Source organism: Moritella sp. 24, assembly GCF_018219155.1.
Classification (GTDB): domain Bacteria; phylum Pseudomonadota; class Gammaproteobacteria; order Enterobacterales; family Moritellaceae; genus Moritella.
This window is the reverse complement of record NZ_CP056123.1, coordinates 555,415-582,010: the sequence shown is the minus strand read 5'-3', so window position 1 is coordinate 582,010 and position 26,596 is coordinate 555,415. Positions and strand designations below refer to the sequence as shown.

The following is a 26,596-nucleotide window of genomic DNA, read 5'->3' as shown; positions in this document are numbered from 1 at the left end:
TATAACGCGAACATTCAAGCGTATTCAGATAAAAAAAAGACACCGAACATAAATGCTCGGTGTCTTGTAGAAATCGTGACGATATTAACGGTTAATTTCGCTAATAATGATCAAATAGCTTCTTCGTTTTCTTCGCCTGTACGAATACGAATAACGCGCTCAACAGCAGTAACAAAAATCTTACCATCGCCGATTTTGCCCGTGTGCGCTGTTTCTACGATAGAGTCAATACATGCATCAACATCATCGTCTTGCACAATAAGATCGAGTTTTACTTTAGGTAAAAAGTCCACCATATATTCAGCACCACGATAAAGTTCAGTATGACCTTTTTGACGGCCAAAACCTTTCACTTCAGATACTGTCATGCCTGTAATGCCAATTTCTGCAAGAGCTTCACGTACATCATCCAGCTTAAACGGTTTAATAATCGCTTCAATTTTTTTCATGTTCAGTCCCTGTTAGCCCTTAAATATAACTATTAGCATACATAAGCAAATCTAAATTGCCAATCAGACAAGTAATTAAATCGATGAAATAGCTAAGCTTATCACTTTATTAAAAATCACCAACAACCCGTTGTCACTGTATTTGCACTATTCATCGATGTCGTAGTCCCAAAATTATCAATGCTAAAAGCAACACAATCTGTATCTGAAATTTGCACACTTGATGTTTGAGTTTTAGCGGTTATCTTATATTTACTGCTGCCAAGAGTCTGATCAATACTAAAACTGTAATAGTCAGAATTATCACTCCAGCCTGACAATGTATTTGACGCACCGTTAGTTAATGAAGTCGCATATTGGCCATTATCTAAATAGAACTGCTCTTGTAGTAACTGCGCTTTATATAATGCCGTTTTAGCATCATTGCGATTGTTATCAATAATGTAAGCACGATAAGAGGGATAACCAATACCAGCTAAAATACCAACAATCGCAACGACGATCATTAATTCAACGAGCGTAAACCCTGTGTTTTTATAATTCATTATTGTGCTGCCTCATTAAAGTAACGGTAGGTTGAGCTCGGCTCTAACAGCATATTTGTATCTACAGTCCCTTTATTGAACGTGACCCCCTCAACAGTCTTGCTATCGCCTTTGCCCGCACCTAATAAGCGTAATACAGATGCGCCATTACTTGATGCTGCATGAACAGCCAAATCTTTAGCAATAACGTTCGGCAGTTTTTGATAATACTTTGTTGTACCTGTATTTAAATTAACTTGATAGTAATGACTATTACCCGATTGGTTAATCACACATTGGCCATTTTCGATCACATAGCCTTTAGCAAAAGGAGTGTAGGTATTAAAGTGAACAACACCATTTATCACCACGGCGCTACCAAGAGATTTTTCGCCCCCTTGGCTCGAACCATCGACAGCATCCGCTTGATTTAATTCATAACGCCATCCCGCAAGTGTAGCGTCATCGACAACCCCCGCGAGTGTATCGGTTCCTGAAAGGCTGCTATATTTAATCACAGATAAATTCGCGATTGTGATTGCTGACGGTATCGGTTTTTCTCCATCCCCCTCACCCCAAACTTCAGGATAGATATTGCTATCCTTAATCGTAAAGAAAGAATTCTGCGTGATAATGTTTGAATTAGGACTGGTAATATCACCACTGCCTAACAGCAGTCCATCATAAGAGGCACCATCAATATCTCTTGCTCTAACAATGGATGGCGCACTAAAGAATCGTCGGTCATTACTCCCCAAACCACCAAGACTCGCTAGCTTAAACAATTGCCATTGACTGGTTTCCATAATGAACTTGTTTTTATCTGCATCAAATATCTTTGGCATATCAATACGGTAAATATTACCCGCTGTATCAGGTGCATAAATGCGATCGGCATAACGATCACCATCGCTGTCCATAACCGCTAAACGACTGGCAATACTGTCGCTAATACCATTTTCAAATGATTTAATTAAAGAACCTGTATCAGCGTCGACAATATAAACACCACGTCCCATTGTATCAGCACAAGTCTTGGTACTATTATTTGCACCACAATCATCTTTCTTGGCATCATAACCACCACCAAAAATTAATACTGGTTTATCGTTTGTCGCGATATTGCCTCTGAATATTTTACTGACCACAGGTGTAGACCAAGTCTGACCCAATGTTGAATAGCTATTGTTGTCAGTATTAATCACCCAATTAAGCGCTGGTTTGGTGGTATTTACCGTTGTACTATCAAGGTCGACACTTAGCGAAAAGTATTGATTACCACCACGACGTAAACCAAAGGTAATAAGGTGTTTAAGATTACCAGCACTATCGATATAACTCGCATCGACAGCACTACCGTCAATGCCATAAATACGATTTTCGGCTTTGGTGACTTGTAGGTTTAACTTGAGTGCAGTAGCCAGATTTTCTTTCGGTATAAATGCCCATTCTTCTTCAACGCTACGGCCATTGTCTTTAAATGCATGAAAAAAACCGGCATTTGTACCAATAAATATACGGGATTTTTCTAGTGTATTTACATTTTCAGAATCCGGGAACTCGACAATTAAAGGTTCTGCATGCATAGGGTCACCAAAAATATCATCACGGTACTCACCCGCTTCATTCTTCCCTTGTAACCAACTAATAGCGGAATCTAAATTCGCCTCAGATACGCCAAGTTTACTTGCTAAATCAGCATCGCTTGTCACTAATAAAGCACTCTTCAAGTTATCTTTATCTAAGGTTAGCAGTGCGGTGTTATCGGCATTAGTCATGTAAATCTGGCGAACCGCGGTTGATGGTAGATTCGAAAATGCTTCAACAACACCTCCTTTTTCAATATCATTTAAGCCCTGCTGTGAGCTCCAACCTGAGTACAAGTTATCATTAAAAAAAGAAGTGTTATCATCTTTCAAGGCCGGAGCGATCGCAGACTCTGTTGATGCAGCATCACTGGCCGCTTGCGTCCACGCACTTAGCACACCATCACCCGTTACTTTCAGTTTACGCAGGTTCCCCTGCCACTTACTTGTTTGATTAGGTTGGAACATTGAGTAATAAACAAATTCGTTACTCTTGCTTGCATTACTGCTGTTAATAGAGGTACCGACAGATGATGCAACACCATTTTGTCTGGCAATAATATCAGCAAACGCCATTTCCAGTTTCTGACGTAATTCATTTGCATCCAACGCATTATAAAATTGCCCATCACCATACTCGGCTGTTTTTTCTAACAAATTACGACGCCCAGCATCAAGATTACCAATACCTACGGTGTAAGTAACAATGCGTTCTTTCACATCTGTCGTCTTTTTATTTATGTCATTTTCTGCTAACCAACCAGAAAGTACGGGGAGTAAGTTTTTATCGCAGGTAGTATCTGCACTATTCACTTGTACCGCTCTATCTTTAATATTTTGGGCAGTCATTCCCGGCAGTTTTTCAATTAATTCATTTGCCTTACTATCATGATCAAATGCATCAATTCGAATTAAGTCATTAAAAATACCACCACAAGGAACAATATCAGCGATGCGTGGGCTAACATCATGATACCCCGCAGTAACCATGATAATATACGCTTCTGTTTGGCAGCTATTTACCCAATCCATAGGGCTAATGTAAGTACCACCACTTTCAGCCGTTTTATCAGCCTTTGGTTTTGGATCGATTAATACGTCATCTCCATACCAAACATCTTGACCATATAAATACCGGTACCCTTCATACAAGCTTTCACATAAAGCGGATTTGGACATACTCGTCGTAAAAATGTCTTGCACCTGACTTTTTAGCAACTTTTTTTTATTTACATAATCATTCGTCGCGGCATCGTAATCATCAGGGTCATAAGAGCTGACCTTAGAAATAATTCGCCCACCGTTATTACTTAAAATATCGAGTTTAGTAATAGAGTTATTCGGATTGAAAATTTCCAGCCCTGTATTAATCTCTTTCGTATCAAGCATCATATCTAGCACAACTTTTTTGGCTATCTGTAAATTAGATAGTTGGATTGTCGTGCCACTCGTTGGCTTTAACGCAGCCCATTTAACTAAATTATCCGAATACAAATATGCTTTATTATTGCTATCACCATTAAATCGTCCTTGCGCTTTATCCTCATAGACATTCCAGTAATACTCCGGACCATTAGATGGAAAACCTTTTCTCTTTGGGTTTTCAACATAGCCATCAGCTGAACCATCATCTGATTCGCCATCTTCATTAACTTCTTCAGCCTTAATGACACCGCTATGTTCGTAACCAGGATTTCGGTCTTCACCCGTCGCTATATCTTGATCACAATCAACAAACTTTCGCCCAATACTGCTTTTACTGCCAATTGTGCGCCATTCATACGGGATCCCAACAACTCCATCACCAAGCACAATTTTTCCAGGTAACCACTGAGCAACATAGTCTTGATAAGCACCAAGATCACCTTGGAAGTCTGCGACGGCTGAATAACAATTCATTTTAGAAAAATCGAGTTTACTACTACTTCCTCGAGTCGGAATAGTCGTAACAAAAGTATCATACTTTACTTGCTCATCCCCTGTTAACGCCGCACCACCAGCATATGTATCAACCGCTTTTTCAGCAATACGACGTAATTCACTATGCTCAAGCGCTTTAGCCTTCGTGCTATTATTATAATAAAATTGCTCTCCACCATAGAGCCAGCGGTAAATGATATCTTCAGCATTGGTATCTGGCGTCGGAGGGTAAGCAATATGCGGATCGTAATATTTAGGATAAGGGAAGTCAGCTTCCTCTTTCATGTGTGCTGAAGTATCTAAAATAATAAGTACTTGAGGTTTCCCATTTAAGCTGACGGAATAAATCTCACCTTCATCAGCTCCAACCTGTAATGCCATTGCCCCTGCTAGAATAATACTGGCTTGTTTGAAAATCCTTTTCATTGCCTATCCCTAATTATTTTTAGCCGCTAAAAATGGCTGTTCAATACCCGACGTCATACTATTCCCTTGTACACGTCGTGTATTGTCTTGTTGATTAAAGTCGATCCTGACATGCCGACATTGAATTAAATTAATGCTAGAGGCTGTACCACTGCGCTTACAGTAACCTTCACCACGTAGTGTCATTCTTGCGTTGGTATTAAACGAATATGCAGACAGGCTAATATCGCTATCAGCACTCATTCCCATAATGACGCCCACTAACCCAGCATCACTAACAATACTTTCTACACCACTTAAGATGTCCTGCTCATTGGCGAGTTTTTCTTTCGTCAAACCAATCGAGTGCTGCCCTAATCGTGTTTCAGTAATAACAGCAGCGGCGAGAGACGTCGCAACCACCAATATGATTATCACGATAAATAAAGTAACGCCTTGCTGATTTTTCATTGTGTCACCGCCATCATGTTATTCTTAATTACCACTGTTGTTGCTAATAAAAAACGGCGATAATTATCATTATTAGTTGGAGTAAAAGGCAAAAATCTGACGTTATAGGCTGCGTCATTATTAAACGTCATATCTTTATTTTTCGCGCGCGCAAGAACATAAATACGCGCAGAAACGATTTGATTCATTCTCCACATCTGCTCCGTGATGTTAGCACTCATATTATAATTATCAGCTCGGCCATCTTCATTATTATCAACACCGAAATCAATACGGATCTGCTCTATATTACCAACCACCATATCGGTAATAAAATCACCATCAGTAAAGCTAAATCGGCTTAACCGCGGACCATCAATAGCATGTGACTCTACAATGTAGGTGTGCTGGACATAGGGATAAATTTCGACATTGTCTATATTAGTTGCCCCGTTAGGTGCTCGTCCTTCAAATAACTGCGCTTGCTGAGGGGCAATGGCGACATAGTAACTATCCGAATTAATATCACTTACCGCTGTTATCAAGCCTCTAACTCGTGCGATTGAAACAACATCACTACCACCAGAAATAGTGTAGCCAGGAGCAAGACAAGCATTCGCAACATTCACATTACCAACACCAACAACACTTGAACTAAGAATCCAGTTAGCAGTCACAGGGATATGTGCGTTACCAGCATTCACCGCCCCAACAGCAGGTACGATACTGCAATTTACTCCGGCAATATTAGGGACTTGAATATCAGCAAGATCCTCACCTGAAAATTCAGCCCAACTGCCTATACTCCGTACATCATCAACGAGTACTTGCAAGGCTAGCTGCGCCTGTTGTTGTAGGTTAGATACAGTAGAGGAACGGTTCGCTGATACTTTAGTATCTACAAACATCGTGGTGATAGACGCCATCAGAACAATACCAACAACAAGGGCAATCATCAGCTCAATCAAATTAAAGCCAGCTTGCTTAGCGGTCATATAGCCTCCGTTATTAAGCTCGTAAAGATCACTTGTCGACGGTTATCAATAACTAATCCACATCCAGCATCATTACCAGCAGGCGCTGTAATAGTCGCGTTCTGAATTTGCCAACTGACTGCAATGGTGACGTTTCCTGCCACGTGACGACATAAATCCAGATTACTGCGAGAAGCAAAATCGATAGAGTTAGCAATAATCGCGTCGATGAGTACATCTTGGGCCGCTAAGGTGGGAGCTGATAGCCAGCTCGTATCCGCCCGCATTTCTTGCAACGCCGTGCGCGCAAGAAATGAAGCTTCAATTTGCTTGTCTGTATCTGCTAATGATTTCTTCGCAATCCCTTGCAATGCCACAATACCAAGTAGGCCTACGGCAAGTATGAATGATGTGATCATCACTTCAATGAGACTGAATCCAGAATCCTTTCTAGATTTCATAACTAACTCACTTAAATAACTTGTACACACATGTTACACAAATGTTTATTTTATGTAAACACAGCGGTATTTCATTCTGTGAAGACAGCCTTAAATTAGATTAAACATTCACATGATAGAAGTTATAAAAGGTACGAGATATGAAGAAATAGCAAGTTTGTAGCAAGAGAGTAATAGGAGAGCGTTCGTCGGGTTAATATAGCTCGTCTAGTCAATGACTAAACGAGCTACTTTAACGATGATGTTTAATCGACTTGTTTGATACGTAATTCAGCAGGTACTTCAAATGTTGTGTTTTCTGGGCGACCTTCTACTTCAGTCACCAATGTTCCACCACACGCTTGTAGTTTCTCTACCACTTGATCGATTAAGATCTTTGGTGCTGATGCACCAGCAGTAACACCAATTTTCAGTTTACCTTCCAATAATTTAGGATCAATATCTCCCGCATTATCAATCAAATAAGAAGGTACACCGATATTTTCAGACTTTTCACGTAAACGATTTGAATTCGATGAGTTCTTAGAGCCTACAACAAACATAATGTCAGCCATATTCGCTAATTTAGATACTGCATCTTGACGATTCTGTGTTGCATAACAAATATCATCTTTACGTGGTCCCTTAATTTCAGGGAAGCGCTCACGTAATGCATCAATGATACCTGAGCAGTCGTCTACCGATAATGTAGTCTGCGAGCTATAAGTTAGGTTTGTTACATCTTTAACTTCTAATACCGCTACATCAGCAATCGACTCAACCAGATACATACCACCATCGGCATTATCATACTGGCCCATAGTGCCTTCAACTTCAGGATGTCCTTTATGACCAATTAATACACATTCAATACCACGACGACTTGCGCGTGTTACTTCCATGTGTACCTTCGTCACTAATGGACAAGTCGCATCAAATACTTTCAAGTCACGACGTTTTGCTTCAGCTTGCACTGCTTTAGATACACCGTGTGCACTAAAGATAACAACACGACCGTCTGGCACTTCATCAAGTTCTTCGACAAAAATAGCACCGTTCTCTTTTAAGCCATCCACCACATAACGGTTATGTACTACTTCATGACGTACATAGACAGGGGTTTCAAACAACTCAAGCGCACGTTCAACAATGCTAATAGCACGATCAACACCTGCACAAAAGCCACGAGGATTAGCGAGTAAAATTTCCATCATAAACCTTATTTATTCTGCATTAATTTCTAAAATTTCAACTTCAAACGTTACTACTTGTCCAGCTAACGGATGATTAAAGTCAACAGTAACCGAATCGCCAATCACTTCACGGATCATGCCCGGTAATTCAGCGCCATCAGGCTGAGTAAAACCAACAATCAAGCCAACTTCGGCTTTCACTTCCGTAAACTTAGCGCGGTCTAAATAGTAAATATTATCAGGGTTAGGCTGTCCGAACGCATCTTCTGGTTGCAGTTCGAACTTATTTTTATCACCAACCGTTAACCCTAATAAACAGTTTTCAAAATTGGGTGTTAAACTGCCATCACCAATCACTAACTTGGCAGGTTTTCCTTGTAATTCAGTACTATCTGCAACAGAGCCATCTGCTAAAGTAATAGTGAAATGCATGAGTACTTGGCTTTCATTACCAATTGTTGCTACGTTAACTGTCATTTGATGATTCCTTGTCATTTTTACTTTCCATAATGGCTTCTATGATTAACATCGCTGCGCCAATACAGATCCAAGTATCTGCTAAATTAAAAATAGGGAAATGGCTTGTATCCCAATACACATGTAGAAAATCAATTACATAGCCGTGAATAATACGATCATATAAATTGCCTAGCGCACCACCTAAGATAAGGGCATAAGCAATATTGCTCCAATATTTATTGGCTGCTTGCTGCTTTAACCAATAAATCAATAAACCAGACACTGATACGGCAATCACGCCAAAGAACCAGCGTTGCCAGCCACCCGCATCTGCAAGCATACTGAATGCTGCGCCATAGTTACGTGCATAAGTAAAATTAAACACAGGCAATACATTCACTGATTCGCCCAGCTGAAAATGGCTTACCACAAAAGACTTGGTGCCTAAATCAATGAAAAATGCGACAACAGCTAGCCATAGCCAGATTAATCCTGTTCTCTTCTTTGTGCCTACGGTCATTATTACCCTCTGCGATACGTTAGCTTGATGACGAAAATACAATGCGACGAATAGATTGTTATCAATCATATCATTTTAGTCACACTGGTTAAGCATTAATCCATAAAAAAATGCCTACTGTGTTTATGCATATTCAGATGAACAGCATACAGTAGGCATTCTATGTGAATGATAATTACAACTTAATTGCAATTACCCTTCTTTACTCAAACTGCGTTATTAACACAATCGTGATTAAGCAAATTGACGTTTTTCGCCTTCGCCATCGATGTTGTCTTCACAACGACCACAAATAGTAGGGTGCGTCTCAGACTTACCTACAGTGTCGTTATGGTGCCAGCAACGCTCACACTTCTCAGCTTCACTCTTAGCAACGCTAATCCATAAACCCTCGATTGTGCTTGCTTCAACGCCTTCAGGCGCATCTGTAACAGCAACAACTTTCGTGTTTGATGTTAGTAGTAAGAAACGTAACTCGTTACCTAGCTTATCAAGGTCAGCTGCAAGTTCAGCATTCGCATATAAAGTAACGTCAGCTTGTAGAGAACCACCAACAACAGCGTTGTTACGTGCTAGTTCTACAGTTTTGTTTACTTCACTACGAACAGCTTGTAGCTTGCTCCAGTAAGCGTTGTTTAGCTCAGTATCATCAGCAAGTGGTGTTAAACCTGTGTACCATTCTTCAGTAAATACATACTCAGAACGTTCACCAGGCATTGCATTCCAGATTTCAAACGCTGTAAAGCTTAAGATAGGAGCAGTCCAACGAACCATTGCTTCTAAGATATGGAACATCGCAGTTTGACAGCTACGACGTGCAATACCGTCTGATTTTGCAGTGTATTGACGATCTTTAATGATGTCTAAGTAGAAACTACCCATTTCAATTGAACAGAATGTCATTAGCTTTTGCGTTACATTCTGCATTTGGTAGTTTTCATAATCCGCTAAGATTTCAGTTTGTAGTGCGTGTGCACGACCCACAGCCCATTGATCTAATGCAACCATGTCTTCTGCTGCAACGATATCAGTTTCAGGGTTGAAACCTTCAAGGTTAGACAGTAAGAAACGAGCTGTATTACGGATACGACGGTAAGCGTCAGCACTGCGATCTAAGATCTCATCAGATACTGTCATTTCACCCGTGTAATCAGTACTTGCAACCCACCAGCGAAGAATATCACCACCAAGACGATTCATTACATCTTGTGGTGCCATTACGTTACCGATAGATTTAGACATCTTACGACCTTTCGCATCAACAACGAAGCCGTGTGTTAGTACGTCTTTATAAGGTGCTTTGCCATGAATAGCCGTTGAGATCATCAATGATGATTGGAACCAACCACGGTGTTGATCAGAACCTTCAAGGTAAAGATCGATATCTGCGCCGTCGTATTCTTTACGTGCATCAACAACTGAAAAGTGTGTTGAACCCGAATCGAACCATACATCTAATGTGTCAGGTGCTTTCGTGTAGTTAACAGCATCATCACCAAGTAAGTCAGCAGAATCAAGATCCCACCATGCTTGGATGCCTTTCTGTTCAACTAAGTTAGCAACATCTTGCATTAGTTCAGCAGAACGCGGATGCGGTTCTTGTGTTTCGTTATGCACGAATAAAGAAATCGGCACGCCCCAAGTACGCTGACGAGAAATACACCAGTCAGGACGGTTCGTTACCATGCTTTCGATACGCTCTTGACCCCAAGAAGGAACCCATTGCACATCTTTAATTTCTTTCATTGCAGCGTTACGCAGACCATTCTGCTCCATGCTGATAAACCATTGTGGTGTAGCACGGAAAATAATTGGCGTCTTGTGGCGCCAGCAATGTGGGTAGCTGTGTTTTAGCACTTGGTGGTTTAGTAACGCACCTTTTTCAGTCAGTACTTCAAGTACGCTATCATTTGCTTTAAATACATGTTGGCCAGCAAATAAAGGCGTATCTTCAAGGTAAACACCGTTGTTACCAACAGGATTTGCAATTTCTAGGTTATAACGTAGACCAGCCACGTAATCTTCTTGACCGTGACCCGGTGCAGTATGAACAACACCCGTACCCGCTTCAGTCGTTACGTGATCAGCTAAGATAGCTGGAACATCGAAATCGTAGAATGGGTGGTTAAAGCGTAAGTTTTCTAGTGCAGCGCCAGTACAAGTACCTAATGTTGCGAAGCTTTCAGGTGCAAATGCAGCCATGCAAGTTTCAACTAGGTCTGTCGCTAGGATTAACTGTTGTGAACCAGTTTCAGTTACCATGTTAACTAATGAGTATTCAACTCTTTCAGCTAATGCAACCGCGCGGTTAGCAGGTAATGTCCAAGGTGTTGTAGTCCAGATAACTGTTGAAACTAAACCTTCAACATCACTACCGAATACAGCTTTAACAGCTGCTTGATCTTGCGCAGTGAAACGTACGTAGATAGCTGGTGATTTCTTATCTTCGTATTCAACTTCTGCTTCAGCTAGTGCTGAACCACAGTCTGTACACCAATGAACAGGTTTAGAACCTTTTTGTAAGTGACCGTTTTCAACGATTTTACCTAAAGCACGGATAATGTTTGCTTCAGTGCTGAAATCCATTGTTAGGTACGGATTCTGCCAATCGCCTAATACGCCAAGACGGATGAAGTCTTCACGTTGACCGTTAACTTGTTTTGTCGCATATTTACGACATTCTTCACGGAACTGTGCAGCTGTAACTTTACGGCCTGGTTTGCCCACTTTCTTTTCTACCATTAATTCAATTGGTAGACCGTGACAATCCCAACCTGGGATATAAGGTGCATCAAAGCCAGACAAGCCTTTCGCTTTAATAATAACGTCTTTCAGGATCTTATTAACTGAGTGACCAATGTGAATGTTACCATTCGCATAAGGAGGACCATCATGCAGAATAAAGGTTTTTTTACCTTTCTTAGCGGCACGGATTTTTCCGTATAAATCATCAGTAGTCCACTGCTTCAACATATTTGGTTCGCGGTTCGCTAAGTTAGCGCGCATTGCGAAGCCAGTTTTTGGCAGGTTCAGCGTTTTTTTATATTCGCTCATGTATCCTAATTCCGTTATTGTCTTATACTTATTACGTAATGTAATGGGTATGATTTAAAATTAAACTGACAGGCCAAAATAATTCTTGGCTGCAATGACATCTCTTTCTATTTGCTGACGAAGTACATCGAAAGATGCAAATTTTTCTTCACCGCGTAATTTTCTTTTCAGTACAACCTCTAACTGTTTACCGTAAAGGTCGCCATCAAAATCAAATAAATTTACTTCCAGCTGTGTACGTACGCCACCCACTGTAGGACGTTTACCTATATTGGCAACACCCTGTACCGCAGTATCTTTGATACCAAACACTTCAACGACATAAACACCATTGATTGGGTCTACGCAGCGTTTAAGTGGTATATTTGCGGTTGGAAATCCTATCGTACGACCTAATTTAGCACCGTGAGAAACCTTACCAAAAATGCTAAATGGTCGGCCTAATAATTCAGTCGCTAAATCAAGTTTATCTTGTGCTAATGCGTTGCGGATCATGGTGCTACTAACACGAGCTTCTGCAACACTAAACGTATCCATGCTCACAACATCAAAGCCATATTTAGCACCAGCAGCTTGCAGCATTGCAAAGTCACCTGCGCGTTTATGGCCAAAACGGAAATCATCACCGACAACTAAATATTTAACACCCAGCTTTTTCACTAATAACTGCGTAATAAAATCTTCGGCAGAAAGCGCAGCAAACTTAGCATTAAAATTAACACATAATAGTTGATCAATATTTTGATCTTTTAACGCAACGTATTTATCACGTAATCGAGTTAACCGCGCAGGTGCTTTATCGCCAATGATCATCTCTAGTGGTTGCGGCTCAAACGTCATTACCGTTGCAGGTAAATTCAACTGACTCGCTTTTTCGATCAACTGCCGTAATACCGACTGGTGCCCTCGATGAACCCCATCAAAGTTACCAATAGTTAAAACGCACCCTTGATGGTGGGGCTTCAGATTGTGAATGCCTCGAATCAGCTCCATGTTTTTGCCAACTATTCCACTAAAACGACAAATTATATCTTAGTCAACGCACAGGGTCAGCAACAATTTGTACTCAGTCGGTAATTTTAAAATGTCGAGGGCGTAAACCAAACACCAATAAAGCCATAAAATAGCTTATTGCAGCCAATCCGATTAATCCGAATAGGCACAAACTACTATCTAATAGACCCCAAGCATACCATTGCTGCATATCGGGTTTAGCGTATTGCACCAATCCGGCCATCAAACCTGCAGATAAGAATAGTTTAGTAATCACAATACCCGTATCGCTATTTACCTTATATACACCTTCTTTATGTAAGCCCCAGTATAATAAGCCTGCATTTAATGTCGCAGAACCTGCCGTCGCCAGCGCAAGGCCCACATAACCGAATGGAATAGCAAGCACAATATTAAAGCCCATATTACTGATCATCGCGACAATACCGAATTTAACCGGTGTGCGCGTGTCTTGACGTGCATAATAGCCCGGTGCAAGCACTTTAATCAGCATGAAACTCAGCAAGCCGGAGCCATAAGCCATTAAACTCATCGACGCCATTGATACATCGTCAGCACCAAATTCACCACGCATAAACAACACTTTAAGCATTGGGCTTGCAAGTACAATCATGCCCATCATCGCGGGTATACCCAGCAATAGCACGACTCTTACCCCCCAATCCATCGTTTGCTTAAACTGGCGATCTGAATTAGCAGAATGAGTACGAGATAAAGCAGGTAAAATAACCGTCGCGATCGCAATACCGAATAAGCCAAGGGGAAATTCAAGTAAACGGTCGGAGTAATACAACCAACTGATCGACCCCGTCATTAAGAAACTGGCTATAAATGTATCGAACAATAGATTGATTTGGCTTACTGATACACCAAACATGGCCGGTATCATTAATTTACGAATTTTCGTCACGCCTGGATCTCGCCAACCCCAACGTGGTTTCACTAACATTTTTTGTTTTGCTAAAAATGGAATCTGGAATAAAAACTGAATTGCACCGCCTATAAATACACCAATGGCAAGACCAACTTCAGGCTGTTCTAAAGTCGGTGCAATGAACAATGCAGCGCCAATAATCGCGATATTTAAAAACACAGGCGTAAAGGCTGCAACCGCGAACTTACCCAAAGTGTTCAAAATTGCACCAGATAATGCGGTAAAAGTAATAAACCACAAATAAGGAAAAGTTATTTTTAGCATAAATGAAGCAAGTTCAAACTTGTGGGCATCGGGTCCATCATTAAGCCAATCAACAAACCAACCAGCACCAAAGAGAATAGTAATTAATGGTGAGCCAATTACCCCGAATAAGGTAACAATTGTCACGAGTACACCCAAGGTTCCGGATACAGATGCGATCAATTGTCGTATCTTTTGTTTATCACCAGTTTGTTGATATTCGGTCAGAACTGGCACAAAAGCTTGTGCAAATGCACCTTCAGCGAAAAGACGGCGTAAAAAATTAGGGATTTTATTGGCAAAGAAGAAAACATCCGCTGCGGCACCCGCGCCCATTAGATTTGCAACAATAACATCTCGAACTAAACCTAAAATACGCGAGATCATGGTCATTGAACTGACTATAAGGCCAGATTTTATTAATTTATTACTCAAGAAATACCTTTTATGTCAATCAAACCCTGTTCGTCGGGCGCATTTGCTGCTAAAATATGTCCCACATCTTAACTGTCATTGCAGTTAGTTGCCAATATTTTGCCTGTTATTTACACAAAAATATTGACAAATTTCGTTAGGCAAGGCATATTCCTCGCCTTTATAAAATTAACGTCTTTAGACATTTAGGAGTAGGACCTTGGCTAATATCAAGTCTGCTAAAAAACGCGCGATCCAATCTGAAAAACGTCGTCAACATAACGCTTCACGTCGTTCAATGATGCGTACACTTACAAAGAAAGTTATCGTAGCTATCGCTGCTGGTAACAAAGAAGAAGCGACTGCTGCATTTGTTGCTGCACAACCGATTCTTGATCGTATGGCTTGTAAAGGCCTGATCCACGCAAACAAAGCTGCTCGCGTTAAGAGCCGTCTTTCTGCGAAGATCAAAGCACTTTAATTATTGCTTTAATACGATAATGAAAAAACCAGCCTAGGCTGGTTTTTTTATATCTAAAAAAGACTGTTTTGCTGTAAATTACACTAAATCGACTCTATTCATGTAGTTCCCTTTCAATTTTAACCTCATCGCTAACAGCCGTTGCACAAGCAAGTAGATAATAACCAATCACCGCAGCCAACGTTGACCCCATCAATATACCTAAACGCGCCAAATCAGCCATGCCCGGATCCGTAAAGGCAAGCGACGTAATAAACATCGACATAGTAAAACCAATTCCACATAACACAGACACAGCGAAAATCTGCTTAAAATTAATCCCTTCCGGGAGTGTCGCAATTTTTAGTTTCACCGCAAGCCAACTAATCGTAAAAATACCGAGTGGTTTACCAATGAATAAACCTAAAGCAACACCAATGGGTAACGCTGAGGTCATATCTGAAAGTTGAATATTAGTTAACGATACGCCAGCATTCGCAAATGCAAACAAAGGTAAGATATAGTATTTAGTCCAAGGGTGTAGCCAATCCGCGAGCGTCTTTGCGGGAGAGTGAGGATTTTCAACATCATTTTTATTGTCTTTACGATACATCGGAATAGCAAAACCAATAACCACGCCAGCTAGCGTCGCATGCACACCAGATTTAAGCACAGCAACCCACAATAAACCGCCAACGATTAAATAAGGCGTTAACCGCATTACATTATATCGATGCATTAACCATAAAACACTGATACAAGCACAAGCTAAACTCAATGAGAGTATCGACATATCTGCGGTATAAAACAGCGCAATAATAATAATAACGCCTAAATCATCCATGATAGCCAACGCCAGTAAGAATACCTTAAGATTAAGTGGCACCCGCTTGCCTAATAACGACAGCACACCTAATGCAAATGCGATATCCGTTGCTGCTGGAATAGCCCAACCTTTTACCGCTTCAGGATCAGCACTATTAAAGGTTAAGTACACCAGAGCAGGCGCGAACATACCTCCGACAGCTGCAATAATAGGAAACAGTGATTTTTTTCGACTTGCTAACGCCCCCTCCACCAGCTCTTGCTTTACTTCTAGACCAATCAATAAAAAGAATACCGCCATCAAACCATCGTTAATCCAATGGCTAAATGATTTATTAATATCAATATCAGCAACACGTACTTGTATTTCGGTGTGTAGAAATCCCAGATAGAGTTCTGAAAAGGGAGAATTAGCGATAATCATCGCGAGGGCTGCAGCAATAATAAGTAATACGCCACCAGCTGATTCAGTGCGTAAGAATTTCGTTAAGGATTTATACAAATTAATCTCCTTGCTATATCAGGTATTTATATTCAATAAATAATCAAAAGCATCGAACTAGTATAGAAACTTCACAAAGGTTTAACCTTTAATTTTTTTAATTTCGCTATATTGGTATGCATTAATCGTTTCGTTCATCTTATTTAGGTAACCGTTAATGTCATTAAAAAACCAGCATCAGCAATTATTACCAGAATTAGTTCAGCTAGAAAAATTGATAGCACTCGGCGGTAAGCACTTACGCCATCAGATATTAACGCGTGTGCCTTATAAAAAATCGAGCTATCCGGTGTATTCAATTAGCATGGGGGCTGAAGATCCAAACGCGCCTGTCATCGCCTTTATCGGAGGGATTCACGGCGTTGAACGCATAGGCACTCAAGTCATCCTTGCCTTATTTGAAAGTCTTATTCGTCGACTAAAATGGGACCAATCACTGCATCAAGAACTCAGCCAAGTAAAACTGCTGTTCCTGCCATTAATGAATCCAATTGGTATGCTTAACAATAGTCGCGCCAACGGTAACGGTGTCGACTTAATGCGAAATGCACCCGTCGATGCTGTTGGAAATGTACCTTGGTTGGTTGGCGGTCAACGCATGAGTAATATATTGCCTTGGTATCGCGGAAAAAAAGGCAAAGCCATGCAAGATGAATCCCGTGTCTTAGTCGAACATATCAACCAACAATTATTAACGGCACCATTTAGTATTGCATTAGATTGTCACTCCGGCTTTGGTTTTGATAATCAGATTTGGTTTCCCTATGCCAAATCAAAACAGCCAATTCCTCACTTGGCCGAGATATTCAAGCTGCGAAAAATGCTCACCGAAACCTATCCTCATCAAGATTATGTGTTTGAACCGCAAGCTCGTAATTATATGACGCACGGTGATTTATGGGATCATATGTACGACCAATCCCTTAAACTAGATACAACTTTCTTACCATTAACATTAGAAATGGGCTCATGGACTTGGATAAAAAAGAACCCGATGCAAATATTCAAGTCCACCGGGATCTTTCACCCTATTCAGCCCCACCGTATTAAACGAGTATTGCGACAGCACCATGTACTCATGGAGTTTTTAATCAAAGTAACAGGGTCCTATCACCATTGGTTACCCCAACTCAACAAGGAACGTAATCATGCCGATGCAACCTCTCTCTGGTATACCGAATAACTCGATGCAGTCACCAACAAGCAATGACAAGTCAGCATCTATCTGGTTATTAATACGCGGTCTCTGTCGTCAAAAACGGCACTGGGAGGACTTCCCAATACAACTTGCTCAACAACTTAACAGTCAGGTGCTCTGTTGCGATATTCCGGGTACTGGCGATGAATGGCAGCAATTAACACCGCTCTCTATCACCGATATCACCTTACAACTCAGGGACACATTTAGATTACAAAACCCCGATGTAGTTTATCCAATCCGTTTATTGGGTATTTCAATGGGAGGCATGATCGCGACTGAGTGGGCTAAACATTTCCCCAACGAAATTGAACACATGGTTTTTATTAATACCAGCTTCAAACAATTCAGTCCGATTCATCATCGTCTAAAACCGAATAAAATAACCACACTCCTACAGATATTATGCAGAGAATCTTTACAGCAAGAACAACTCATTTTAAACATGACCAGCCATACTCAACACCATAATCACGCATTAGCTCGACGCTGGCAGCACTATGCAATACAACAACCTGTAAGCCGTAAAAATGCACTGCGCCAACTGTATGCGGCCAGTCGTTTTAATCCCCCTCCACAGCCACCAATCGAACATATTTTATTACTTGCAAGTAAGCATGATCAGTTAGTTGATGTACGTTGCAGCAGTACCATCGCAACACAATGGCACTGTCCTATCCAATATCATCCTACCGCAGGTCATGATTTACCCCTCGATGACGGTCTGTGGGTTTGCCAAAAAATAGCGAGTTGGATCACAAAATAAATTTAAAACAGTCATCCAATGGCAATAAAAAACCACTAAAAATGTCATCGCTAACTTTTATGATAGAGCCAATAATAATCTAAAGGATGAAGATTATGCTTAACGTAGAAGCGGAAATAAACCAACGTTACCCTGACTTTTTTCAGAAGAAAAGTACTCGTCTCATTGCCAAACCAATGCTGGCAACACTCAGGTTACTCTTTCATGAACGTGAATTACGTCAGTTTGGTGAAACCTATGCTCATCTCACTGGTATCGAATTTATCGAACAAGTATTCGAGCACTTTAGCTTTAGCTACTCGGTACGTCCTAATGAAATAGAACGTATTCCGGCAAAAGGAAAAGCAGTTATCATCGCTAACCACCCCATTGGCACTCTCGATGGCATGGCCCTGCTAAAAATGGTCAGTAAAGTCCGTCCAGACGTGAAAGTCGTGGCCAATGACATGCTCATGATTATCAAGCCAGTAAGAGATTATTTATTACCGGTAGATAACATGAATGGCGGCACCGCTAGCGATCGGTTACAAGCAATAAAAACGCATCTCAAGGATGAAGGTGTGATCATTATGTTCCCAGCGGGCGAAGTCTCACGCATTAGTCCACAGGGTGTAAAAGACGGTAAATGGCGCAATGGTTTTTTACGTATTGCGAGCAGCGTTCAAGCCCCTATCATTCCCATTTATGTTAATGCTAAAAACTCACTGTTTTTCTATAGTCTGTCCATGCTCTCTAAACCGATATCAACCTTATGGTTAATTCGTGAAATGTTTAAGCATGCGCATAACTCGGTATCGATTCGTATTGGTGAACAAATTAATTATCAAACTTACCAATCTCTCGACTTACCCATTAATACCAAAACGGCATTATTCCGTAAGCATTTATACCGTTTAACCAAAGACAAACCGTCAATTTTCAATACCCAATCCGCCATTGCGCATCCCGAAAATAAAGCACTGTTACGTGAAGAAATACGTGCCTGTCAAAAAATCAGTGAAAGCCGAGATGGTAAACAAGTCTATTGCTATCGTCATCAAGCAAACTCCACCATCATGCGTGAAATAGGCCGTCTACGCGAAGAATCATTCCGATTAGTCGGTGAAGGAACCGGTGAGCGTCGTGATGTCGACATTTACGATAATTCCTATATACACATTCTGCTGTGGGATGATAAAGAGCTTGAATTAATCGGCGCTTATCGCTTGTTAGAAACCAATAAAGTTGATTTCGTCAATGTCCAACAGCAGCTCTACAGTGCAACGTTATTTGATTATCATGCAGCAATGACACCGTATTTAGCCGGTGGTATAGAGCTTGGGCGTAGCTTTATTCAACCAAAGTACTGGGGTACCCGCAGCCTAGAGTATTTATGGCAAGGGATCATGGAATACATTATTCAGCACAGTAGCTGCCGCTACCTGTTCGGCACAGTCAGTATCAGTAATAGCTACTCACAACCAGCTAAAGAGCTCTTAGTTTATTACTACCAGCACTTCTACGGCAACAATAACAATGTCGCTAGTGCCACGATGCCATTTCGATTAGCAGAAGAAGCGAATACACGGTTAACAGACCTATTTGCTGATGTCGATGCAGAAGAAGGTATGCTTATCCTCAAAGCACAACTCAACCACATGGGGTTTAGTGTACCTACCTTGTTTAAACAATATACCAAATTATGCAAACCCGGTGGCGTGCAAATTTTTGACTTCAATATCGATCCAAACTTCAATCATTGTATTGATGGCTTAATCGTATTAGACCTCGCTCAATTTACAGACAAGAATAAAAAACGCTTTAATTCACAAGCGTTGAAACTCGAGCAGCCTTAATTCCGCTAGCTAATGCACAGCCTTCATTATCGCTGATATCAGGTCAGCGATAATTGGTTATCTTTCGTAAATCCTATTTGTAACCCCCGCTAATCTATGTAAAGATCCTGCCCATGCAAATAATGCACAATAATTAATGTATAACAATAAGAGTGGGTAGTAGTCGATGAAACAGTATCTTGATTTATGTAACCGAATAGTGAATGAAGGCGTTTGGGTTGAAAATGAACGTACTGGTAAACGCTGTTTAACCGTAATCAATGCTGACCTCACTTATGACGTAGCAAATAATGAGTTTCCACTCGTCACCACACGTAAGAGCTTCTGGAAGTCAGCGATTGCCGAGATCATTGGTTATATCCGAGGTTATGACAATGCAGCAGACTTTCGCGCATTAGGTACTAAAACTTGGGATGCGAATGCCAACGACAATCCTGTTTGGTTAGCAAGTCCACACCGTAAAGGTGAAGACGATATGGGTTATGTGTATGGTGCATGTGCACGTAACTGGGTCAAGCCACAAGGTGGTACTGTCGACCTATTGCGTCAAATCATTGATGACCTATCAAACGGCATTGATAACCGCGGTGAGATCTTAACCTTCTTCAATCCGGGTGCATTTGAACTGGGCTGCTTACGTCCTTGCATGTATAGCCACCATTTCTCATTACTTGGTGACACGCTATACCTAAACAGCACGCAACGTTCATGTGACGTACCGCTAGGCTTAAACTTTAACATGGTACAAGTGCATGTATTATTAGCGCTAGTAGCTCAAATAACAGGTCATAAGGCCGGTCAGGCGTACCACAAGATCGTGAACGCACACATTTATGAAGACCAACTCGATCTGATGCGTGATGTGCAGTTAAAACGTGAGCCATTACCACTACCAAAATTACACATAAACCCAAAAATTAAGACGTTAGAAGATTTAGAAACGTGGGTAACGATGGATGATTTTGAAGTAACTGATTACCAGCATCATGATGCGATTAAATATCCATTTTCGGTATAGTCGTTATCACAAATGATTAAGGAAAGTTCATGACCAAGGCTGTGAGCGATTGATAAAGAGAGGGCGTTAACTTTGCCGGTTAACGCCCTCTTTCTCATTACTGTTCCGATACCGGCCAGCCTTCCTGCTCACAATAAGGTAATATTGACCTTAGCGGTAAAGCTCGACAATAGTAATAACCTTGCAAGTAATCACACTTCAACTGTATCAGTTCTTCTGCTATCGCTTGTGTTTCAACACCTTCAGCAACGACACTACAGCCCAAATTTTGTGCTAAGAATATGATTGATCGCACTATCGCATTGTTCGTGTTATCAGCATGCATTGCCATCACAAAAGAACGGTCTATTTTAATTTGATTAATGGGCAGTTCTCTTAGAATTGATAACGACGAAAAACCCGTACCAAAATCATCTAAGCTAATATGAAACCCTTGTGTTGATAACTGAGATAAAACTTCACGCACCTGATTCACATCAGACATGATCGCAGTTTCGGTGACTTCTAGCACTATTTGTGTTGGTGATAATTGCCCTGTACGTACAAGCTCAGAAAGATGTTTCGACAGCGTATCATCTTGCAGGTCACGAGCCGATAAATTGATATGTATACAAACATCCAGCTCACGCGCTGCAAACAAGGTTAAATCATCAATGATTTGCATTAACACCCAATACGTAATATCACGAATCAAACCATTTTGTTCCGCCAATGGAATGAATTTATCCGGTGGTATATAACTACCATCCGTTTGTGGCCAACGTAACAAGGCTTCAAAATGATGTCGCTTTGTTGCTTTGTCTTTCACTAAAGGTTGATAGAAAAGCTGAAATTGATTTAATTCTAATGCCAAATGAAGCTGACTTGAGATCATTAGCCGCGTATGCGCATCATCATCAAGACTTGCGTTATAGAGCATATAGGTGAGCTGCTTTCTCTTTGATACATACATCGCCGTATCTGCTTTTTGTAACAAAGGCGCGATCTCTTGAGCATGTGCAGGGAATAAACTAATACCAATGCTGACCCCAACATTCATATTGTAATTATTAATATCAAAAGGCGTAACGAGTGCGTCAGTAATAAGCGTCGTTAACGCTTCAATATCATCTTTAATGACAACATCTGTAATCAAAATGAATTCATCACCACCAACGCGTGAAAAAAAGCATGACTTTGGCAGTGCTTTTGCCATTCTTCGTGACAACTTAATAAGTAATTGATCACCATAATAATGACCAACAACATCGTTAATTTGTTTAAAGTCATTAAGGTCGAGTACAAAAACAGAAAATGGCGTCGCCAGTTCAATCCTCGATGACACCTCGCCCATAAAATGTAAGCGATTAGGTAAACCCGTTAATGAATCATGTAATGCATTGTGACGTTCTTTTTCGGCAATTAAATTGAGGTCTTCAAGACTGCGTAAACTAAATTTAATCACCATCAATACGAAAATACTGCCACCAAATAGGATTATCGCCAAACATGTTTCGACAATAGATACGACTGTGATGGTGGTCAGATAATAAAGAAAAGCAAAATAGCCAAAAACAAAAAAGATAATTAATAGCAGGAGTGATTTCCAGCCAACACTGCGGTCTTGCTTACAGATGTTCACCGCTGGTTTTAAGCTAGTAGACAAAAAGAACAGTCCAAACGCGACCAAAAAAATGGAGAGAATTTTCATATTGCAGTATTACTCATTGCTAGGCTAGCAGCATACTGAACAGGGATACGCTACTCTATTAAACCGTATAATTAGATAGACAAGTAACAGAGTCAATATAAAGTCATTGATTATAAACAATCCGGACAAAGGCCGCAGTTTTCATAAAATAACTTATTTACAGGGTATTAACGATAAAAGGTAGGAGTAATCAACCTGTAGGACCCCATCAACTAAGCATAGTATATAGCGGTCACTACAGGTGGGTATTTTCTATTTATGCACTGTGTTTACCAGCAAACAATGTTGGTTTCTTATAGGCAATAAACATAATTAGCGCACCCAGGAAAATCATCGGTGTAGATAAAATTTGTCCCATGCTAATCAAATCAAAGTACAGACCCAACTGAGAATCTGGTTGACGGAAGTATTCTGCAACAAAGCGGAAAATACCATAACCGAATAAGAATAGGCCAGAGATAGCGCCTACAGGACGGGGTTTACGTGCAAATACTTGTAAGATAATAAGCAGTAATACACCTTCCATTGCAAACTGATACAGCTGACTAGGATGACGTGGTAAGTCTCCACCAGTAGGGAAAATCATCGCCCAAGGCACATCTGTTACACGTCCCCATAGCTCACCATTAATAAAGTTACCAATACGGCCAGCGGCTAACCCAAACGGTACCATCGGCGCAATAAAGTCGGCAATAACGAAAAATGAACGCTGTGTTTTACGACCAAAATAAGCAAACGCTAACAATACACCAATCAAACCACCATGGAATGACATACCGCCATCCGTGATACGGAATAAATACATTGGATCATCAAGGAATAAACCGAAGTTATAAAATAGAACATAACCAATACGTCCGCCTAAGATCACGCCAAGGAAGCCATAGAATAATAAATCCCCAACCTCCTCTTTGTCCCAACGGCTTCCCGGTTTAGCGGCTTGACGATTACCCATCCAATTAGCAAATAAAAAGCCAAGTAAATACATCAAGCCATACCAATAAACATTGATAGGACCGAGACTGATCGCAACGGGATCAATTTCTGGATATTGTAGATATGTCTGCGACATCATTGAGTTCCTGAGTAAAAGAAAGTGCTTACCTATGCTAAGGCAATAAATTACGTTATAGAAAGACACCTTACACCAAATACTAGCCGCAATATAGAAGTAGCAACAACAGAATCAGTAAAGCAAGGTAAATTAAACCAAAGTATTAGAAAGAGATACAAAGTTCAAAATCATGCGGAATGCTAAGAATAGAAGTTTGAAGTGAATAAGTAATGCCTTTGTATTGAATCACGTAAATCATTCAATACGCAGGCACTATTTAACATTAACGTCGTTTACGTTTAACGTCTTTGCGTATAAAAGGTAATGCTACAGGGGCAAACTCTTTCATTACACGACGATAAACGTCTTTTTTAAACGATACAACCTGACGTACCGGATACCAATAACTGACCCAACGCCAGTCATCAAATTCTGGATGCCCAGTGCGTTTAAAGTCGATCTTACTGTCGTCCGCTTCCAAACGCAGTAAAAACCATTTTTGCTTTTGCCCAATGCAGACTGGTTTGCTATCCCATCTGACTAATCGCTTTGGTAATTTATATTTCAACCATGTTTTAGAAGAGGCCAGAATCGAAACATCTTTCGGTTTTAATCCGACTTCTTCGTACAGTTCTCGATACATTGCTTGCTCTGCAGACTCTCCATTATCTACACCACCTTGCGGAAATTGCCAAGAATGTTGCCCACAACGTTTAGCCCATAAAACTTGACCTTCACGATTACAAATTAGGATGCCTACATTAAGACGATAGCCATCGCTATCAATCACATTAGCACCTTAAGGGTAGAACTTAGTTAACTTGATTGTTTCATATAAATCAATGGGCAGCAAATTTACAGGTTCAGTTTTGCCAAAGATCCCTTTACAAAGCCAAAATACCGCCTATTTCCTCTAAATCCGGTACTTGGAGGCCCTATTTATCAGGTCGGACAATCAACACTAAGTTCGCTAAAAAACAACCAGCATAATAAAGAGTCACTAAGCACAATATGTTTAAGCACTATTATGTAAAATCTACTACTACTAATGGGGTTATTTAAAGCTATTTGGTTGCCATTAGTGGCTAATGCGTTTATAAAGCTCTGGAAAATCGTGTAATTCGACTTTCCAGAGTGTTTTCTGTCCTATTCATATAAAATTGAGATTTAAACATGTTTGCTAGTAAGAATTTTTTTAACAAGACATTAGTTGCCGCTTCTATTATTTTTGCAACTTCAGTTAATGCAGCAGAAAAAGTAGATCTAATGATCACTGATGCTACCGTATTAACGATGAACAGTGATAAAGCCATTTATGAAAATGGTACCGTTGTTATTAAAGGTAATAAGATTATTGCCGTTGGTGATGCGAAACTTGCACAGCAATACGAAGCAAACAAGGTAATGGATGTTGATGGCGACATCGTTATGCCTGGTTTAATTAATACTCATACTCACGCTTCAATGACCGTATTCCGTTCATTAGCTGATGATGTTCCAGGACGTTTACACCGCTATATCTTCCCACTAGAGAAGAAACTAGTAAGCCGCGACATGGTTCGTATTGGCGCTAACCTTGGTAACCTAGAAATGGTTAAAGGTGGCGTAACAACCTATAGCGACATGTATTACTTTGAAGATGAAGTAGCAAAAACCGTTGATAAAATTGGTATGCGTGCAATCTTAGGTGAAACCGTAATTAAATTCCCTGTTGCCGATGCTCAAAATGCACAAGAAGGCATTCAATACGCGCTTAACTTTATCGAAGAATACAAAGATCACCCACGTATTACCCCTGCATTTGCACCACATGCACCTTATACAAACACAACTGAAGTGCTACAACAGATCACTAAGTTAGCAAAAGAGCATAACGTACCAGTATTAATTCACTTAGCAGAATCTGAACGTGAAAACGAAAAGATTGCTAAGCGTGCTGACGGTAAATCACCTGTTGAATACATGGATAGCATTGGTTCATTAGACGAACGTTTAGTGGCTGCTCACATGATCAACGTAAGTGAGTCTGATATTGAATTAGTGAAAAAAGCGGGTACAGGTGTTGCGCATAACATGAGTGCAAATATCAAATCAGCAAAAGGTGTATCACCAGCACTTAAAATGTATGACGAAGACGTACGCATTGGTTTAGGTACCGATGGTCCAATGTCTGGTAATACACTAAGTACGATTGATGAATTTAACCAAGTAGCTAAAGTTCACAAACTTGTAAACCATGACCGTGGTGCAATGCCACCAGTTAAAGTTATCGACATGGCAACGATGGGCGCTGCAAAAGCACTGCACATGGAAGACAAAATTGGTTCTTTAGAAGTGGGTAAACTGGCTGATGTTATCGTAATTGATACAAAAGCACCAAACATGGTACCAATGTACAACCCATACTCAGCACTTGTGTACTCAGCAAACTCTGCAAACGTACGCCACTCTATCGTTGCTGGTAAAGTGATCATGCAAGATCGTGACATGCTAACTGTTAACGAAAAAGAAATCATTGCTGAAGCAATGGAGTTCACTAAAAAAGTACGTCAAACAGTTATCGAAAATGGTGAAAAGGTTATCTAAACAGGTTGTTTTAACCTAAAAGTGATAGTTTTAACCTGAAGATGCTAAAAGCCAAGATTTTTAATCTTGGCTTTTTTATTTCT

22 protein-coding genes are annotated in these 26,596 nt (G+C 40.5%); 6 read left to right on the top strand and 16 right to left on the bottom strand.

Going from position 1 to position 26,596, the window contains the following annotated elements; translation table 11 throughout:
* Positions 1-110: 110 nt before the first annotated feature.
* The 12 genes from glnB to murJ form a co-directional block, all read right to left on the bottom strand.
* Entirely contained in the window at positions 111-449 is a 339-nt protein-coding gene (glnB, locus tag HWV00_RS02665; RefSeq protein WP_006033375.1) for a nitrogen regulatory protein P-II, read from the bottom strand.
* A gap of 116 nt (positions 450-565) precedes the next feature.
* On the bottom strand, positions 566-994 hold the full coding sequence (locus tag HWV00_RS02660) for a type IV pilin protein (protein ID WP_211684583.1): 429 nt from the start codon (positions 992-994) through the stop codon (positions 566-568).
* On the bottom strand, positions 994-4,905 hold the full coding sequence (locus tag HWV00_RS02655) for a pilus assembly protein (RefSeq protein ID WP_211684582.1): 3,912 nt from the start codon (positions 4,903-4,905) through the stop codon (positions 994-996). Before HWV00_RS02655 ends, HWV00_RS02660 begins: the two co-directional genes overlap by 1 nt.
* Before the next feature lie 9 nt (positions 4,906-4,914).
* Positions 4,915-5,355 carry a hypothetical protein gene (locus tag HWV00_RS02650; RefSeq protein ID WP_211684581.1) on the bottom strand — a complete coding sequence of 147 codons (441 nt, stop codon included), beginning with the start codon at positions 5,353-5,355 and terminating at the stop codon, positions 4,915-4,917.
* Positions 5,352-6,329, bottom strand: coding sequence for a PilW family protein (locus HWV00_RS02645; protein WP_211684580.1), 978 nt, complete (start codon positions 6,327-6,329; stop codon positions 5,352-5,354). The genes HWV00_RS02650 and HWV00_RS02645 overlap by 4 nt, the downstream gene beginning before the upstream one ends.
* A complete protein-coding gene (locus HWV00_RS02640; RefSeq protein WP_211684579.1) occupies positions 6,326-6,769 on the bottom strand; it encodes a prepilin-type N-terminal cleavage/methylation domain-containing protein in 444 nt (147 codons plus the stop codon). The genes HWV00_RS02645 and HWV00_RS02640 overlap by 4 nt, the downstream gene beginning before the upstream one ends.
* 245 nt (positions 6,770-7,014) lie before the next feature.
* Positions 7,015-7,959 carry a 4-hydroxy-3-methylbut-2-enyl diphosphate reductase gene (gene ispH, locus HWV00_RS02635; protein WP_211686292.1) on the bottom strand — a complete coding sequence of 315 codons (945 nt, stop codon included), beginning with the start codon at positions 7,957-7,959 and terminating at the stop codon, positions 7,015-7,017.
* A 12-nt stretch (positions 7,960-7,971) separates the two neighbouring features.
* On the bottom strand, positions 7,972-8,418 hold the full coding sequence (gene fkpB, locus HWV00_RS02630) for an FKBP-type peptidyl-prolyl cis-trans isomerase (RefSeq protein WP_211684578.1): 447 nt from the start codon (positions 8,416-8,418) through the stop codon (positions 7,972-7,974).
* Positions 8,408-8,920 (bottom strand): signal peptidase II, encoded by a 513-nt coding sequence (lspA, locus tag HWV00_RS02625; RefSeq protein ID WP_211684577.1) that lies wholly within the window; start codon positions 8,918-8,920, stop codon positions 8,408-8,410. Before lspA ends, fkpB begins: the two co-directional genes overlap by 11 nt.
* A 234-nt stretch (positions 8,921-9,154) precedes the next feature.
* Positions 9,155-11,974 (bottom strand): isoleucine--tRNA ligase, encoded by a 2,820-nt coding sequence (gene ileS, locus HWV00_RS02620; RefSeq protein WP_211684576.1) that lies wholly within the window; start codon positions 11,972-11,974, stop codon positions 9,155-9,157.
* Between the two features lie 60 nt (positions 11,975-12,034).
* Positions 12,035-12,967, bottom strand: a complete 933-nt coding sequence (ribF, locus tag HWV00_RS02615) for a bifunctional riboflavin kinase/FAD synthetase (RefSeq protein ID WP_211684575.1) — start codon at positions 12,965-12,967, stop codon at positions 12,035-12,037.
* A gap of 73 nt (positions 12,968-13,040) precedes the next feature.
* On the bottom strand, positions 13,041-14,600 hold the full coding sequence (gene murJ, locus HWV00_RS02610) for a murein biosynthesis integral membrane protein MurJ (protein WP_211684574.1): 1,560 nt from the start codon (positions 14,598-14,600) through the stop codon (positions 13,041-13,043).
* Positions 14,601-14,799: 199 nt separating this feature from the next.
* On the opposite strand from murJ, the gene rpsT reads away from it, so the two are divergent.
* Positions 14,800-15,060, top strand: a complete 261-nt coding sequence (rpsT, locus tag HWV00_RS02605; RefSeq protein WP_211684573.1) for a 30S ribosomal protein S20 — start codon at positions 14,800-14,802, stop codon at positions 15,058-15,060.
* Positions 15,061-15,154: 94 nt separating this feature from the next.
* Here the strand turns inward: rpsT and nhaA are convergent, their stop codons facing one another.
* Positions 15,155-16,366 (bottom strand): Na+/H+ antiporter NhaA, encoded by a 1,212-nt coding sequence (nhaA, locus tag HWV00_RS02600; RefSeq protein WP_211684572.1) that lies wholly within the window; start codon positions 16,364-16,366, stop codon positions 15,155-15,157.
* A 157-nt stretch (positions 16,367-16,523) separates the two neighbouring features.
* On the opposite strand from nhaA, the gene HWV00_RS02595 reads away from it, so the two are divergent.
* The 4 genes from HWV00_RS02595 to HWV00_RS02580 all read left to right on the top strand — a co-directional run bounded on the left by HWV00_RS02595 (position 16,524) and on the right by HWV00_RS02580 (position 21,183).
* Entirely contained in the window at positions 16,524-17,549 is a 1,026-nt protein-coding gene (locus tag HWV00_RS02595) for a M14 family zinc carboxypeptidase (RefSeq protein ID WP_211684571.1), read from the top strand.
* Positions 17,515-18,330, top strand: a complete 816-nt coding sequence (locus HWV00_RS02590; protein ID WP_211684570.1) for an alpha/beta fold hydrolase — start codon at positions 17,515-17,517, stop codon at positions 18,328-18,330. Before HWV00_RS02595 ends, HWV00_RS02590 begins: the two co-directional genes overlap by 35 nt.
* Positions 18,331-18,425: 95 nt before the next feature.
* A complete protein-coding gene (locus HWV00_RS02585) occupies positions 18,426-20,165 on the top strand; it encodes a GNAT family N-acyltransferase (RefSeq protein ID WP_211684569.1) in 1,740 nt (579 codons plus the stop codon).
* 166 nt (positions 20,166-20,331) lie between these two features.
* Positions 20,332-21,183: a thymidylate synthase gene (locus tag HWV00_RS02580; protein WP_211684568.1), complete on the top strand. Its 852-nt coding sequence runs from the start codon at positions 20,332-20,334 to the stop codon at positions 21,181-21,183.
* A 97-nt stretch (positions 21,184-21,280) separates the two neighbouring features.
* On the opposite strand, the gene HWV00_RS02575 is transcribed toward HWV00_RS02580, so the two are convergent.
* The 3 genes from HWV00_RS02575 to rppH all read right to left on the bottom strand — a co-directional run bounded on the left by HWV00_RS02575 (position 21,281) and on the right by rppH (position 24,717).
* Positions 21,281-22,873 (bottom strand): bifunctional diguanylate cyclase/phosphodiesterase, encoded by a 1,593-nt coding sequence (locus HWV00_RS02575; RefSeq protein ID WP_211684567.1) that lies wholly within the window; start codon positions 22,871-22,873, stop codon positions 21,281-21,283.
* A gap of 256 nt (positions 22,874-23,129) precedes the next feature.
* Positions 23,130-23,945, bottom strand: coding sequence for a prolipoprotein diacylglyceryl transferase (lgt, locus tag HWV00_RS02570; RefSeq protein WP_211686290.1), 816 nt, complete (start codon positions 23,943-23,945; stop codon positions 23,130-23,132).
* Positions 23,946-24,210: 265 nt separating this feature from the next.
* Positions 24,211-24,717 carry an RNA pyrophosphohydrolase gene (rppH, locus tag HWV00_RS02565; protein WP_211684566.1) on the bottom strand — a complete coding sequence of 169 codons (507 nt, stop codon included), beginning with the start codon at positions 24,715-24,717 and terminating at the stop codon, positions 24,211-24,213.
* 383 nt (positions 24,718-25,100) lie between these two features.
* Between rppH and HWV00_RS02560 the strand changes: the two genes are divergently transcribed.
* Complete coding sequence (locus HWV00_RS02560) at positions 25,101-26,513, top strand: amidohydrolase (protein ID WP_211684565.1); 1,413 nt, start codon at positions 25,101-25,103, stop codon at positions 26,511-26,513.
* Positions 26,514-26,596 lie beyond the last annotated feature (83 nt).

What these genes read in the sequence shown, in the direction of transcription:
- HWV00_RS02560 (WP_211684565.1), top strand. Translation starts at nt 25,101, where the DNA reads ATGTTTGCTAGTAAGAATTTTTTTAACAAGACATTAGTTGCCGCTTCT.
- HWV00_RS02660 (WP_211684583.1), bottom strand. Translation starts at nt 994, where the DNA reads ATGAATTATAAAAACACAGGGTTTACGCTCGTTGAATTAATGATCGTC.
- HWV00_RS02585 (WP_211684569.1), top strand. Translation starts at nt 18,426, where the DNA reads ATGCTTAACGTAGAAGCGGAAATAAACCAACGTTACCCTGACTTTTTT.
- HWV00_RS02590 (WP_211684570.1), top strand. Translation starts at nt 17,515, where the DNA reads ATGCCGATGCAACCTCTCTCTGGTATACCGAATAACTCGATGCAGTCA.
- HWV00_RS02655 (WP_211684582.1), bottom strand. Translation starts at nt 4,905, where the DNA reads ATGAAAAGGATTTTCAAACAAGCCAGTATTATTCTAGCAGGGGCAATG.
- HWV00_RS02580 (WP_211684568.1), top strand. Translation starts at nt 20,332, where the DNA reads ATGAAACAGTATCTTGATTTATGTAACCGAATAGTGAATGAAGGCGTT.
- HWV00_RS02595 (WP_211684571.1), top strand. Translation starts at nt 16,524, where the DNA reads ATGTCATTAAAAAACCAGCATCAGCAATTATTACCAGAATTAGTTCAG.
- HWV00_RS02575 (WP_211684567.1), bottom strand. Translation starts at nt 22,873, where the DNA reads ATGAAAATTCTCTCCATTTTTTTGGTCGCGTTTGGACTGTTCTTTTTG.
- ileS (WP_211684576.1), bottom strand. Translation starts at nt 11,974, where the DNA reads ATGAGCGAATATAAAAAAACGCTGAACCTGCCAAAAACTGGCTTCGCA.
- HWV00_RS02645 (WP_211684580.1), bottom strand. Translation starts at nt 6,329, where the DNA reads ATGACCGCTAAGCAAGCTGGCTTTAATTTGATTGAGCTGATGATTGCC.
- lspA (WP_211684577.1), bottom strand. Translation starts at nt 8,920, where the DNA reads ATGACCGTAGGCACAAAGAAGAGAACAGGATTAATCTGGCTATGGCTA.
- ribF (WP_211684575.1), bottom strand. Translation starts at nt 12,967, where the DNA reads ATGGAGCTGATTCGAGGCATTCACAATCTGAAGCCCCACCATCAAGGG.
- lgt (WP_211686290.1), bottom strand. Translation starts at nt 23,945, where the DNA reads ATGTCGCAGACATATCTACAATATCCAGAAATTGATCCCGTTGCGATC.
- HWV00_RS02640 (WP_211684579.1), bottom strand. Translation starts at nt 6,769, where the DNA reads ATGAAATCTAGAAAGGATTCTGGATTCAGTCTCATTGAAGTGATGATC.
- glnB (WP_006033375.1), bottom strand. Translation starts at nt 449, where the DNA reads ATGAAAAAAATTGAAGCGATTATTAAACCGTTTAAGCTGGATGATGTA.
- fkpB (WP_211684578.1), bottom strand. Translation starts at nt 8,418, where the DNA reads ATGACAGTTAACGTAGCAACAATTGGTAATGAAAGCCAAGTACTCATG.
- HWV00_RS02650 (WP_211684581.1), bottom strand. Translation starts at nt 5,355, where the DNA reads ATGAAAAATCAGCAAGGCGTTACTTTATTTATCGTGATAATCATATTG.
- ispH (WP_211686292.1), bottom strand. Translation starts at nt 7,959, where the DNA reads ATGGAAATTTTACTCGCTAATCCTCGTGGCTTTTGTGCAGGTGTTGAT.